The sequence below is a fragment of the Polaribacter sp. HaHaR_3_91 genome (genome assembly GCF_019278525.1).
In the GTDB taxonomy this organism is placed as follows: Bacteria; Bacteroidota; Bacteroidia; order Flavobacteriales; family Flavobacteriaceae; genus Polaribacter.
This window is the reverse complement of sequence record NZ_CP058986.1, coordinates 3,506,818-3,520,670: the sequence shown is the minus strand read 5'-3', so window position 1 is coordinate 3,520,670 and position 13,853 is coordinate 3,506,818. Positions and strand designations below refer to the sequence as shown.

Below are 13,853 nucleotides of genomic sequence, written 5' to 3'. Positions count from 1 at the left end.
TTTAATTAAATTGTTATTTCTGCACTTGTTTATAGTAGGTTATAACAGAGTTTTAAAATACTTATTTTTTATAAACCTTAATTCCGGCTTTTATTTCTAAATCTAAATGATTTTTTCTAGGTGTTAATGGGCAAGAATATTTGTCGTTATAGGCACAATAAGGATTGTAAGTATTGTTGAAGTTTAATATTACCATGTTTTCTGCCGTAATATCTGTGGTCATTACATCCATATAACGCCCGCCACCATAGGATGTTTCTCCAGAAGTATCATCTGTAAAAGGTAAAAATAAATAGTCTTTATATTTTTCATCCTCTAAATCATCTTGACTTTGGTAAATGGTTAATTCGTGATTTTTTCCTTGCAAAGTAAAATGTAACTTCCCGTATTCTTTGTACAAAGGCTTTCTATCTGTGGTGGTTGCCATCTCAAATGTTGGTGCATTTTCTGTTCTAACTAATTTTGAAGTTACAATAAAAGTAGAATCAATATCAAAAAAATCTAACCCTTTAAAATGTCTCAAATCTTTCTTTTTTAAAGGTGATATAGATGCATCTTTAAAACTCGCATTTAGTTCTTGTTGATAAACAGTTTTTCCCATTAGAGGCCTTTTGCTTTGCGAATTACAAGACATCAATAGAAAAGTGATAGAGAGTAGAAGTACTATTTTTTTCATTATAATTTATTTACAAATCAAAAATACAACATTCAAATAATTTTATGTAGCTTTGGCGCAGTAATAAATAAATAATGAAAAGAGTCTTAACATTTTATATTGCCAAGTTATCGTGGGAGAGCTACAGTAATCGGTATATTTATATGTTTTGATGAGTTCAATATAAAATCAAACAATTATAAAAGTCCGACTTCACCGTCGGACTTTTTTGTTTTATATACATCAACTAAACCAAAATGAAAAAACTTTACAACAATTACATCAACACTTTTAGAGGACTCTCTACAGAGGTTTGGTGGTTATCATTAATCACTTTTATTAACAGATCTGGTACTATGGTAATTCCTTTTTTATCATTATATCTTACAAAAAGTCTTCACTTTTCATTGTCAGATGTTGGTTGGATTATGTCTTTCTTTGGTTTAGGTTCTGTTGTGGGAACTTGGATTGGAGGAAAATTAACCGATATAATTGGCTATTATAAGGTAATGTTAGTAAGTTTATTGGGTACAGGAATTCTATTTGTTTTTCTGCAATTTGCAAATACTTTTAACGAATTCTGTTTTGGTATTTTTATGGTTATGCTCGTTGCAGATGCTTTTAGACCTGCAATGTTTGTTGCTTTAAGTGCGTACAGCAAGCCAGAAAATAAAACACGTTCTGTAACTTTAATTCGTTTGGCAATTAACTTAGGTTTTTCTGCAGGACCTGCAATTGGAGGTTTAATAATTACTGGAATTGGGTATGTAGGTTTGTTTTGGATGGATGGAATTACTTGTGTGTTAGCAGCCTTTTTGTTACTGAAAGTATTGCATCCTAAGAAAGCAAAAGTTCAGGATGAGGTAAAAGTGGAAAACCCAATTTCTGTTTATAAAGACAAAGCTTTTTGGGTCTTTTTTATAGCGATGTTTATTTTTGGATTTGTATTTATGCAATATTTTTCTACAATTCCTTTGTATTATAGTGATAAGCGTTTTTTATCAGAATTTGAAATAGGACTATTAATGGGGTTAAGTGGTCTGTTTATTTTTCTGTTAGAAATGCCTTTGATAAAATGGTTAGAAGATTTAAAAAAATCTAAAGTTAAATTAATTGCTTTAGGCCTTTTTCTGGTTGGTTTTAGTTTTATTATTTTAAATTTAACAGGCTGGGTGGGTGTTTTAATTATCGGAATTTTATTAATGTCTATTGGAGAAATGATTGCTTTTCCGTTTTCGAATGCTTTTGCCATAGATAGAGCCGAAAAAGGAAATAAAGGAGAATACATGGCTTTGTATAGTATTGCGTTCTCTTTATCACATATTTTTAGCCACAATGTTGGTATGCAGTTGGTGGATAAATTTGGTTTTGAAACCACTTGGATACTAGTTACAGCATTTGCATTTGTAGGTGTCTTAATACTATTTTATCTTTTAAGAGTTTTAAAGAAAGAGGTGATATAAAAAAATCCATCAAGTTTTCTTGATGGATTTTTAAAATTAAATGTTTAATATTTTATTTCAATACAGAAAACTCAATACTAGAATCTGTAAACACAGTGTGTGTTTGTGTTTTAAAATCTTTTTCGTCCGCTTTATAAATATTGTCTACATAGGTTTGCGGATTTAAATCTATTAAAGGAAACCAAGTACTTTGTACTTGAATTTGTACTTTATGTCCTTTTTTAAACGTGTGAAAAACATCTTGTAGCTTAATATTTACATCAGTCTTTTTATTCGGAATAAAAGGTTCTGGATGCTCGAAACTATTTCTGAATCTACCTCTTAAAACTTCACTTCTAACCATTAAATGATAATTGCTCATTTTTAAATGATTTTGTAGTTTCTTGTTGTTTTCTTCTGCATCCGCAGGATGAACGTCTACCACTTTTACAATCCAATCTGCAGCAGAACCTGTAGTTGCTACTTTCAGTTTTGCTAAAATATCTCCCGCTAAAGTAAAGTCATCTGTTAATATATCCGTTTCAAAAACCAAAACATCAGGTCTTCTTGCTGCAAAACGCTGATCGTCTGTCATGTATTTACGTGGCGTAAAAACAGTTTTAATATCCTCAGAATATGGAACCGGACGTTTAATATCGCTAATAAAATTGATTTCACGAGTTAATTTTCCATCATGTTTTTTTGCTAAACCTTGGTTTCTATTTAAAAACCAATCTTCTTTAACTACATTTTTAGGAGGCCAAGCATCATAAGATTTCCATTCTTTTTTACCAGTATCAAAAACATAGGCTTCTGGCAATCCAGAGTTTTTATCACCTTTTCCTTTTAAGAAATGATTAAAGAATTTTGTTTCTACATCAGATTGATATTTTAAAGAAATAGAATCTCCAAAATAATAATTACCAACATAATTTTCTACGGTGTTTCTAGCCCATTTTCCATGATCCCAAGGGCCAAAAACTAAGGTGTTATAATTGTTTTTACCGTGTTTTTCTATGCCTTTATAGGTTTCTAAAGGTCCGTATAAATCTTCTGCATCAAACTCTCCTGCAACAACCATTGTTGCAACAGTAGAAGGTACTTTGTCTAAATGCTGAATAATACCTTTGCTTTGCCAGATAGAATCGTAATTAGGATGCTCTACAATCTCTTTCCAGAAAAAATCATCAATTTTATTTTTATCTTTTTCGGTATTTGCGACATCTAATTTATCATACTGAAAATATTCATTCAAGTTCTTTAAAGGACCTTTGTCTAAGAAAAATTGGTATTGATCTTGAGAATCCATTTTAGGAAACGAATACCAAGCCGAATCTGTTGGCGTGTCTTTATAAGTTCCAAATAAAGAAATGGCTCTAAAATAACTCAATAAAAAAGCACCATTATGATGAAAATCATCAAAGAAAAAATCTCCAATTGAAGCTTGTGGAGAAGCTGCTTTTAATGCCGGATGCGCATCTATAGTAGAAACGGTTGCATAATGCCCAGGGTATGAAATTCCCCAAGTACCAACATTTCCGTTATTGTTTTCTACGTTTTTTACCAACCAATCAATGGTGTCGTAGGTATCTGAAACTTCATCAGATTCATTTTCTTTTTTATTCGGAATATAAGCACGCATATTATCATAGACGCCTTCACTCATCCAACGACCACGAACATCTTGATATACTACAATATTCAATTCTTTCATTAAATGAATATTTGGCGCAATTTTAGTTTTCATTTTTCCTGCTCCGTAAGGTGCAGAACTATAAGGCGTTCTTTGCATTAAAATAGGATATTTTTTACTTGTATCCTTTGGAGCGTATATGGTTGTGTGGAGTTTTGTGCCATCTCGCATAACAATATCTACTTCCTTTTTTGTGTAATTATCTGCTACAAAAGTGTCCTTTTTTTGTTCTTTTTCTATGGTAGAATTACAAGAATTTAGTAAAAAAAGACTTAAAAATGTTAAGAGTAAAAGTTTCTTCATATAAAGGTAAATTAGTTTTTGCTAAAACTACAAAACAAAAAAGAGTTGGTAAAAAATCTTTTGTTAAAATGATTTTTCTTTTTTTATTAGAAGCTATTTCCTGCTTTACACTATATCTTTTTATGCTGACTTTAGTTCAGCATTCACTCTCTTTTATCAAATAGCATTTCTATAAGCTTAATAATACAGAAACGAGTTCAGCATAAAAAGGATGCCGTTTCAATCAGGGCTAAGAGTTTTTGCCTATTTTTAAACTTTACTAAAAGCCAAAAGATGAAAAAAGTATTTTTGTTGTTATCAGTAATTTTAATAATAAGTTGTCAATCTAAAGAAGTAGAAAAGAGCACTGAAAATGTAAAAGAGATTCAACCTAAAAAAGTATTTCCAAAATTAGAAAAAGACAGATATAATGTTGCTTTTTTAATTATGGACGGAACCTTTAATACAGAACTAACTGCTCCTTTCGATATTTTTCAGCACACCATTTTTAGAGAAAATATTAAGGCAATGAATGTGTTTACTGTTGCAAACACAGACAATCCGATTACTACTTTTGAAGGAATGAGAATTTTGCCAGATTTTAATTATCTAAAAGATTCGTTACCAAAAATAGATATTTTAGTGGTTCCGTCTGCAGAGCATCATTTAGATTCCGATTTAGAAGATACTGCAATGATAGACTTTGTAAAACGAGTAGATAAAGACGCTACTTTTATGACTTCTCATTGCGATGGCGCTTTTGTATTAGCAAAAGCAGGTTTGTTAAATGATAGAGTTTCTACTACTTTTCCGAGTGATATTGATAAAATGAGAACTAAGTTTCCTGATTTAGATATTAGAAAAGAAGTTTTATTTGTGCACGACGGAAAATATATTACTTCTGCCGGTGGCGCAAAATCTTTTGAAGCTGCGTTGTATTTATGTGAATTTTTATACGGAAAAGAAGTAGCAAAATCTTTAGCTGGTGGTTTGGTTATTGATTGGAATGTAGATGAGGTACCGCATTTAATTGTGGAGTAACTGTTGTTATAATTGTCATTGCGAGTTTACGAAGCAATCTCTTAAGTTGGAACTAAAAACAAACAGATTACTTCGTCATTCTTCCTCGTAATGACGATTTACTTAAAGTTTTGGTTTCTCAATTAGTTTCCTAACAAGTCTAGCCCTGATTGAACGGTCTGTTTGAGCTCTTTTTTATGCTTTTTCTGCATAAAAAAAGCGAGTAGTGAAAGCAGGAAATAGCTTCAAATTAATCTAAAAAAAGACATTCTTAAAATAAGTGTTTTTTCTATTAAAATTCTTGTATTTTTGCAAACTATGCAAGAACCTAAGAGACATCAATTAACAGACTGGTTACCAACTACAAACAAGGAAGTGAAAATTCGTGGTTGGGAAGAATTAGACGTTATTTTATTTAGCGGAGACGCTTATGTAGATCATCCATCATTTGGACCTGCAGTAATCGGTCGTATTTTAGAGAGTTACGGTTTGCGTGTGGCTATTGTGCCGCAACCAAGTGTAAACGATAATTTACAAGATTTTGAAAAACTAGGAAAGCCTCGTTTGTTTTTTGGGGTTACTGGTGGTTGTATGGATCCGATGGTTTCTAACTATACGGCAAGTAAAAAGCGTAGAGATAAAGATGCGTATACACCAAATGGTGATAAAGGGTTTAGACCCGATTATGCTACGTCTGTATATTCTAAGATTTTAAAAGATAAGTTTCCGGATATTCCTGTCTTAATTGGAGGTATTGAAGCTTCTTTAAGACGTGTAACGCATTATGATTATTGGTCTGATAAGTTGTTGCCAGGTATTTTAGAGACGTCTAAAGCAGATATGTTGGTTTATGGAATGGGTGAACAGCCTTTGCGAGAAATTGTAGAATTGATGCAAAAAGGGGTTCCGTTTTCTAGTTTAAAAAACATTAAACAAACGGCTATTTACGTTAATGAAAAGAAAGAGAAATTACCTGTTGTAAATGATTGGGAAGATGTTACTATTAATTCTCATGAGGCTTGTTTAAAGGATAAGAAAACGTTTGCTTCTAATTTTAAAGTGATAGAACAAGAGTCTAATAAGTTAAAAGCACGTAGAGTTTTACAACGAGTAGGAGAGAATACGTTGGTGATTAATCCGCCGTTTCCTACCATGACAGAAAAGGAAATTGATGGTTCTTTCGATTTGCCTTTTACACGTTTACCACACCCAAAATATGACAAACGTGGACCAATACCTGCGTTTGAAATGATAAAGTTTTCTATTAACATTCACAGAGGATGTTTTGGTGGTTGTAGTTTTTGTACAATTTCTGCACACCAAGGAAAATTTATTGCAAGTAGAAGTCAGGAGTCTGTTTTAAGAGAAATTGATAAAGTGGCAAATATGCCAGACTTTAAAGGATATTTATCTGATATTGGTGGACCTTCTGCTAATATGTATCAGATGAAAGGAAAAGTGCAATCTATTTGCGACAAGTGTGTGGCACCTAGTTGTATATCGCCCGTAATTTGTTCTAATTTAGATACGTCTCATAAACCTTTAACGGAATTATATCAAGCAGTTGATAAACATCCGAAGATTAAAAAGTCTTTTATTGGAAGTGGAATTAGACATGATATGTTGGTGCCAGAATTCAATAAAAATGCAGATCCAAAAGAGTTGGATGCATATACAGAAGAGGTAATGACAAAGCACGTTTCTGGACGATTAAAAGTTGCGCCAGAACATACTTCTGATCCTGTTTTAAAGCTGATGCGTAAACCTTCTTTTAAATATTTTCATATGTTTAAAGAGCGTTTCGATAAAATAAATATTAAGAAGAAATTGAACTTACAATTGATTCCGTATTTTATTTCTAGTCACCCAGCAAGTGAAGTGGAAGACATGGCAAATTTAGCTGCAGAAACCAAAGATATGGGCTTTCAGTTAGAACAAGTGCAAGGTTTTACCCCAACACCAATGACGGTTGCAACGGTAATTTATTATTCAGGATATCACCCTTATACTTTAAAACCAACCAAAACACCTAAGACTAAAAAAGAGCGTGAAGACCAACATAAATTTTTCTTTTGGTATAAGAAAGAAAATAAAGATTGGATTAAAAACACGTTGAACAAAGTTGGAAGACAAGATTTATTACAGAAATTATTACCTGAAAATAATTCTTGGAAAAAGAACAAAAATGCAAAAGAAACTAAGAATACTTTTGATGATGCAGTGCCTGTTCCTTTTAATAAGCGAAAGAAAAAAGTAAGTAGAGCTCCAAAAAGAAGGAGGTAATATTTATAAAATTATATAACAAAAAAAGGTCTGGTTTATTATAAACCAGACCTTTTTTTACAAATAAGAATTTTTAAAATTGTTATTTATGATTTTTTAAAATTCTTTTCTGCTTTTGTAACGTTCTTTTTTAGCTTCACTATTTTATCTAACCATTTTTGGTCGTCATTAGGAGATAAGTCGCCTTTCTTTTTAAGCTTATTGTATTTTTTAATACCACTATCTAGTTTGTCGTTTGCTTTGCTTAATTTTTTCTGAGCTTTAATTTTACTCTTTAAAGCCTTTTCAGCTTTCTTTAGTTTCTTTTGGGTTGCTTTTTTTTCTTTTTCTGCTTTTTTTGCAGCTTCTATTATGTCTTCATTTATTTTATGAATAGCAAAAATTTCATTTACCTTTTCTGGTTTTAAGGTTTTTGTTACATCTACTTTTGCTAAATAAATTGATTTCCTTTTAACAGTATATGTTGTGTCTTTATAGACTACTTCTTGTGCGTAAGAAGTTGCTGCTAAAAAAAGAAATATTAAAACTAATAGGGATTGTGTTTTTTTCATGATTGTATTTTATGTCTGTTACTTATTAGACACGTAAAATTATAAAAAGTAACATAGAATATAAAGATAATGTAAATGTTTGTAAAGGTTTTTCTGATTTTAATGAAAACTAGTTTAAGAAACTTACCTTTTAAAATAAATGCAGTATTTTTACTGTTCAAATAGAGTGAATTACAAAAAATAGTTATAATTGATGAAGAAGAAAGTATTTGTATCAGGTTGTTTTGATATGCTACATAGTGGGCATATTGCATTTTTTAAAGAGGCTTCTACGTATGGAGATTTATATGTAGGTATTGGTTCGGATGCTACTGTGTCTGAATTAAAAGGGCGTCATACTATAAATTCTGAACAAGAAAGAATTTATATGATTAATGCCATTAAATATGTGAAAAATGCTTTTGTGAACTCTGGTTCTGGAATGCTGGATTTTAAAGAAGACCTAGAGGCATTAAAACCAGATTACTTTATTGTAAATGAAGATGGTTTTTCGCCAGCAAAAGAAGAATTATGTAATGAGTTAAATATTGAGTTAAAAAACTTGAAGAGAATTCCGGATGCTGGTCTGCCAGAAAGGTCTACAACTTCTTTAAGAACAGGTGGTATTTGTAGTTTGCCTTACAGAATAGATCTTGGTGGTACGTGGATCGATCAACCTTATGTTTCTAAATTTCATCCAGGTTGGGCAATTACACTTTCTTTAGAACCAATTATTGAGTATAATGAACGTTGTGGAATGTCTACTTCTACTAGAAATGCTGCAAAAAAAATATGGCCTCATTATTTACCATTAGAGAAACCACAGAAATTAGCAGAAATACTTTTTAAGTTTGAAAATACACCAGGTTCTACGATGGTTTCTGGAGCTCAAGATGCAATAGGTATTTGTATGCCAGGTCTTGTTAGACATTATTATAGTGATGGTTATTGGCCAACACAATTTGAATCTGTACATGATGAATCTATTTTAGGTTGGTTAGAAGATCATATTCAGATGGTATTATTATGGCCTAGAGAACAAGGTTTAGATTTATTAGGAGAAACTTATATTACGGAAGAGAATGTAAAGTCTTTAGCAAATGCTTCTGAAGAAGTTTGGGATGCGATTCAAAATAAAGATTTAGAGAAGTTCTCTGAAGCATTTTTAAAGTCATTTGATGCACAAGTAAAAATGTTTCCGGCAATGGTAAATGATAAAATTCTTAAAGAAATAGAAAAATATAAGGAAAAGTCACTTGCTTGGAAACTAGCAGGAGCTGGAGGAGCAGGATATTTAATTTTAGTTTCTGACAAACCTATTGAAGGTGCAATGAAAATTAAAGTAAGAAGAAAAGAAGCTTTATAGTTTTTCTAAAAAAGATAGATTAAAGTTTTTCATCCTTTTGTTAAAGGATGAAAAACTTTTTTTTTTGCTCTAAAATAGCTGAATTAGAAACTCAACTGTTCTTTAAATAAGTAAGATTGTCTTCTAGAAATTTCTATTTCTTCGCCAGAATTCATTTCTATTTTTAACTTTCCGTTAAACCAAGAAACCACTTTTTTAACGTGGTTAATGTTGATAATCTGTTGTCTGTTAGCTCTAAAAAATACTTCTGTTGGTAGTTTTTCTTCTACTTGTGCTAATGATTTGTAAATTAATGGTTTTTTCTGATCAAAGTAAACCCGCGTGTAATTGCCTACAATTTCAAATAGCAAAATATCTTTTAATTTTACTAACCAACAATTTTCTCCGTCTTTAATAAAAATTTGTTTCTCTAAACTTAAAGCATTCTCATTTTTGTTAATAGTAGCAGTTTCATTTTTACTAATACTTTCAATTACTTTCTCAATACTTGTGGAAAAACGTTTTTGATTAATTGGTTTTAACAGGTAATCAAAAGCATTGTATTCAAAAGATTTAATCGCATATTCATCAAACGCAGTGGTAAAAATTGTAATAGGTACTTCGCTTAACATTTCTAAGAGTTCAAATCCATCTTTTTCAGGCATGTTAATGTCTAAAAAAAGAAGATCGGGCTTTGTGTCATTAATCAACTTAAAAGCATCGTCTACATTTTCTGCTTCTCCTATTATTTCTATTTCTTTATGTGCCTTAATTAGTTCTTTTAACTCATTACGAGCCAAACGGGAATCTTCTACAATAACTGCTTTTAACTTTATCATATTAGTGGAATTTTAATAGAGGCAATTACCTGATTTTCTATTTCTACTAATCTAAAATTAGCAGTTTCTCCATAGAGTAGTTTTAACCTCTTTTTAATATTTTTTATTCCTAATTGAGTACCTTTTTTAGTCTTTTGTAAGGTGCCTGAATTTATAACTTCGATTTGCAAGTGATTACTTTCTATAGCAGTCGATAAGGTTATTTTACCTCCTAGTTTTAAATTAGAAATTCCGTGTTTCAATGCATTCTCAATTAACATTTGAATGATCATTGGTGGAATTTGTTTGCTTAAAGAATTTTTATCAATATGAGTTTCGAAGTGTAAGCGATCTTCAAATTGAATTTTAGAAATTTCTATGTAATTTTCTACCATTTCTAATTCATCTTCTAGAGAAATTGAATTTAGAGCGCTTTTTGTAAGAGAATAGCGTAAGGTTTCTGATAAGCTAGTAAGCATATTTCTTGCTTTATCAACATCCTCTAGCATAAGGCCACGTATATTATTTAAGCTATTAAACATAAAATGTGGATTGATTTGTCCTTTTAAAGTGTTTAATTGAGATTCTTTTAAAGTAGCCTTTAATTCTAGCTGTTTTATTTGAACCGTTTTTAATTGATGGTAAATTTTAATGGTTAAAAAAACAAAAAGCCAGATTACAAATAAGGTAGAAAAATAAAAAACATTATATATTTTACCTACAAAATTCATTATGTGAGTTGATTCGTAATTGGTGTACTCTTGAACAAAATCTAACATTGGCCAGATAAATAAAGAGTATAATGCTTGTACAATTGTAAAAATTAGAAGAATCTTCCAAGTAATAGGCTTCCAGTCGCTGTTAAAATTAATTTTTTTATCAATATAAAAAGAAATTAAAAACGTTAGCGTAAAAGCAAGCAGTGCACACGTAATAGTTTCTAGCCAGTAATATAATATCTGTTCAGGAGCCAATATAGTGCCTGAAAGAAACAGTTTTGGACCAGCCAATGTTGCTGTAAATAAAAGGACCCATCCAATGAGGTTGAATAGTATATAAAATCTTTTTAAAGATAAATTCATGTATTGAGTATTCTAATTGTCTAACTTACAAATTAAATCTAATTTTAATTTTTTTATCAATTATTAAATGAATTTATCACAAGAATACTTGAAAAACAAGTTCAATTGTTTTTTCAACTATTTCTATTACTGCTTTTACAATTACAATCATAATTTATTGTTTTTAGAATGGTTTGGTAAATGTAAGTGAGTAAACTGCTTTTTAATTTGATAATATGATAAGCGGTAATTTGAAAGTGAGCAACGGAAATTTCATCTAATCAATAAAATAAAGAATAATAAACATTTCAGTAGGTTGATTGTCAGTATTTTTAAGAGGGTTGTCGCGTTTTAAAATTAAAAATTATTCTCCTTTTTTCTTTCGATGCTTGCCTCTCGGGCCATCTCCTTTATAAAGTACAATTTCTGAATGTAATAATTTTGCAGCCTCTGCGGAATCTTTTACTTTGGAGGCACTACGGGTTATCATTTCAGCTTCAAATTTAGTAAGCACACTTTTTCGTATACCAATCTCTCTCCATTTAGATAGCGGTTTGCAGTTTTTAGTAATGCTTCGTGCAAGTGATAAAGCATCTAACAAAGCTTGGTTTGCTCCTTGTCCTTTAAACGGACTCATAGGGTGAGCTGCATCTCCAATGAGTGTTACTTTAGATTCTTTTTCTAGCAATTTAGTATTCAGTAGGGGCCTGTCGTAAACAGGATAACCTGATATTTGAGCTTCATTGGTCGCAGCAACAATTTGAGGGATTGGACTGTGCCATTGCGTTCTTTTGCACGCTTCTTCTTTAAGAAATTTAGCCCCTTTAATATTAAGTTCTTTTGCTTTTTTTTCTGATAAAGGAAAACTAAGTTGCCACATGATGGTTTCCGAATCGAAAGGCATCATATAGATGCGTTCATTACCATTAGCAGTTTGAAAAACGGTAGCGGAATCTAATAATGGGCTTTCAATTCCATCTAGATTTTTTAGAGGACAAATACCTAAAATAACAATGCAGTCTAAGTAGCGTAAAGGAGAAATATCGTCACCAATTAACAGTTTTCTTACGGTACTTCTAATTCCGTCTGCACCAACAATTAAATTTGCTTTTTCTGTTCTAACTTTGTCGTTTACTTTAAAGTTGATATCAATATTTCCATCTTCAGACTCTTTATAATTTAATAATTTGTGTCCCCACTTTACGCTATCAGTATTGTCCAACTGCTCTAGTAAAGCCAAACGTAAAGATTGTCTTGCAATGTGAATATTTGTCCGTTTTGGTGATACTTTTGTTTCTGATCTTCCCCATTTTCTAATTCCCCATTCACCAATAACTTCTCCTGTCGTTGTGTGAACTATGTGCGTAGTAGATGTAATTCCGTCTTTTAAATTTACAATACCTAACCCAGCCATAGCTTTGCTTGCTTGTTGGAGGGTAAGTCCGTAACCTTGAGAGCGTGTATTAAAACTAACATCTCGTTCATAAAGTGTAAAGGGAATTCCGCGATGTAAACATGCAACAGCTAATGCAACGCCTCCAATTCCGCCACCAATAATGGCAATGTGTGGGTAGTTTTCTGTGTCTACAGTTGGCAAGGTGTTAGATTCAATAAGTCCAGTTCCTTTACATTTAGCACATGTGTCTAGTGGTCCTTTATGTAAAACTGGAGGGGGAATTTCTCCATTTGATTTTTTAAATTGTTCTAATGAATTTTTGTAAATGAGTCGTGTTTTTTTAGGAAGACTTTTCCTTTTTTTTCCTGTTCCTTTACAGTTTTTACAAACTCCCCAATAGACCTCTTTATCTTTCACTTTAGTTATTTTATTCGTTTTCTAAAGACTATTTTTAATTAGTTATATAGCGAGTTTATTTTATATAAATTTAAAAAAGAAACGAAGTTATTTCTTTACGGCAATCATCATATGCGGACTAAAAGGTAATAAATACTCATCATTTTGTGTGAGATTTTGCAATGCTTTTAATGTTTTCGATTTTTTCTTATCTAACATATTTGCAAAATATTCATTGTCTAACCAAATCATACCTTCTACGGCACACAGGTTTATAAAGTTGAGGTTTTGCTCTAGAAATTCAGCTTTTAACCCAGCTGGTTTGTGATAAAAAGCATCAGCTAATAGAAAAGGAAAGTCTTTTGGTGCATCATGAACACCTGTAGTAAGTTCTTTTTTGCACATATCAAAAAATGAGTTTGCATGAATCATTCCATTCATTAAACCAACAACGGTAGAGGCAGTTGCGTTAATAGCAAAACCTAAAATAATTCCACCTTTTTTTAACACTCTTTTTGCTTCAAGAATAGCTGCAACTCTATCTTCTCTTTTTTGTAAATGATATAAAGGTCCGTGTAAAATTACCAAATCGGCAACATTGTCTTCAAAAGGTAAATTTTTAGCTTCACCTATAGCAACAGAAAAAGGGTTTTTTAATTTTTTGGCTCTTTTTTCAGCCAATTTTATATGTTTTAAAACAGGTTCTATTAAATGAACGGTATGATTATTTTTTGCCAACCATTCAGAATATTTACCGGTTCCGCCACCAACATCAATAATTCTAGATTTTGGATTAGAAATATGTAACTGTATGAGATTTTTAATACGTTCAAATTCAAATATCCCCATACCTTTTTCTAGTCTGGTTTCTTCTGATGCTTTGTTGTAGAAATTGTCTAATTCTTTACTGATAAGAGTTTTATTTTTCACCT

The 13,853-nt window shown here is 31.2% G+C and carries 11 protein-coding genes; 4 read left to right on the top strand and 7 right to left on the bottom strand.

Annotation, left to right across the window (positions count from 1 at the left end):
• Positions 1–61 precede the first annotated feature (61 nt).
• Positions 62–676, bottom strand: coding sequence for a DUF1684 domain-containing protein (locus tag H0I27_RS14740; protein ID WP_218731377.1), 615 nt, complete (start codon positions 674–676; stop codon positions 62–64).
• 236 nt (positions 677–912) lie between these two features.
• On the opposite strand from H0I27_RS14740, the gene H0I27_RS14735 reads away from it, so the two are divergent.
• Positions 913–2,118, top strand: coding sequence for an MFS transporter (locus H0I27_RS14735; RefSeq protein ID WP_218731376.1), 1,206 nt, complete (start codon positions 913–915; stop codon positions 2,116–2,118).
• A 52-nt stretch (positions 2,119–2,170) separates the two neighbouring features.
• Here the strand turns inward: H0I27_RS14735 and H0I27_RS14730 are convergent, their stop codons facing one another.
• Positions 2,171–4,093, bottom strand: coding sequence for a CocE/NonD family hydrolase (locus tag H0I27_RS14730; protein WP_218731375.1), 1,923 nt, complete (start codon positions 4,091–4,093; stop codon positions 2,171–2,173).
• A 273-nt stretch (positions 4,094–4,366) separates the two neighbouring features.
• On the opposite strand from H0I27_RS14730, the gene H0I27_RS14725 reads away from it, so the two are divergent.
• Together H0I27_RS14725 and H0I27_RS14720 are read left to right on the top strand one after the other, a co-directional pair.
• Positions 4,367–5,113, top strand: coding sequence for a DJ-1/PfpI family protein (locus tag H0I27_RS14725; RefSeq protein ID WP_218731374.1), 747 nt, complete (start codon positions 4,367–4,369; stop codon positions 5,111–5,113).
• 297 nt (positions 5,114–5,410) lie between these two features.
• Complete coding sequence (locus H0I27_RS14720; protein ID WP_218731373.1) at positions 5,411–7,375, top strand: YgiQ family radical SAM protein; 1,965 nt, start codon at positions 5,411–5,413, stop codon at positions 7,373–7,375.
• 86 nt (positions 7,376–7,461) lie between these two features.
• On the opposite strand, the gene H0I27_RS14715 is transcribed toward H0I27_RS14720, so the two are convergent.
• Entirely contained in the window at positions 7,462–7,926 is a 465-nt protein-coding gene (locus H0I27_RS14715) for a glycine--tRNA ligase subunit alpha (protein WP_218731372.1), read from the bottom strand.
• A gap of 193 nt (positions 7,927–8,119) precedes the next feature.
• Here H0I27_RS14715 and H0I27_RS14710 point away from each other — a divergent pair, with 193 nt between their 5' ends.
• Positions 8,120–9,271 carry an adenylyltransferase/cytidyltransferase family protein gene (locus tag H0I27_RS14710; protein WP_218731371.1) on the top strand — a complete coding sequence of 384 codons (1,152 nt, stop codon included), beginning with the start codon at positions 8,120–8,122 and terminating at the stop codon, positions 9,269–9,271.
• An 83-nt stretch (positions 9,272–9,354) separates the two neighbouring features.
• Here the strand turns inward: H0I27_RS14710 and H0I27_RS14705 are convergent, their stop codons facing one another.
• The 4 genes from H0I27_RS14705 to H0I27_RS14690 form a co-directional block, all read right to left on the bottom strand.
• Entirely contained in the window at positions 9,355–10,089 is a 735-nt protein-coding gene (locus H0I27_RS14705; RefSeq protein WP_218731370.1) for a LytTR family DNA-binding domain-containing protein, read from the bottom strand.
• On the bottom strand, positions 10,086–11,150 hold the full coding sequence (locus H0I27_RS14700) for a sensor histidine kinase (RefSeq protein ID WP_218731369.1): 1,065 nt from the start codon (positions 11,148–11,150) through the stop codon (positions 10,086–10,088). Before H0I27_RS14700 ends, H0I27_RS14705 begins: the two co-directional genes overlap by 4 nt.
• A gap of 343 nt (positions 11,151–11,493) precedes the next feature.
• Entirely contained in the window at positions 11,494–12,951 is a 1,458-nt protein-coding gene (locus tag H0I27_RS14695; protein WP_218733919.1) for an NAD(P)/FAD-dependent oxidoreductase, read from the bottom strand.
• Between the two features lie 78 nt (positions 12,952–13,029).
• On the bottom strand, positions 13,030–13,851 hold the full coding sequence (locus tag H0I27_RS14690; protein ID WP_218731368.1) for a class I SAM-dependent methyltransferase: 822 nt from the start codon (positions 13,849–13,851) through the stop codon (positions 13,030–13,032).
• Between the last annotated feature and the right edge of the window lie 2 nt (positions 13,852–13,853).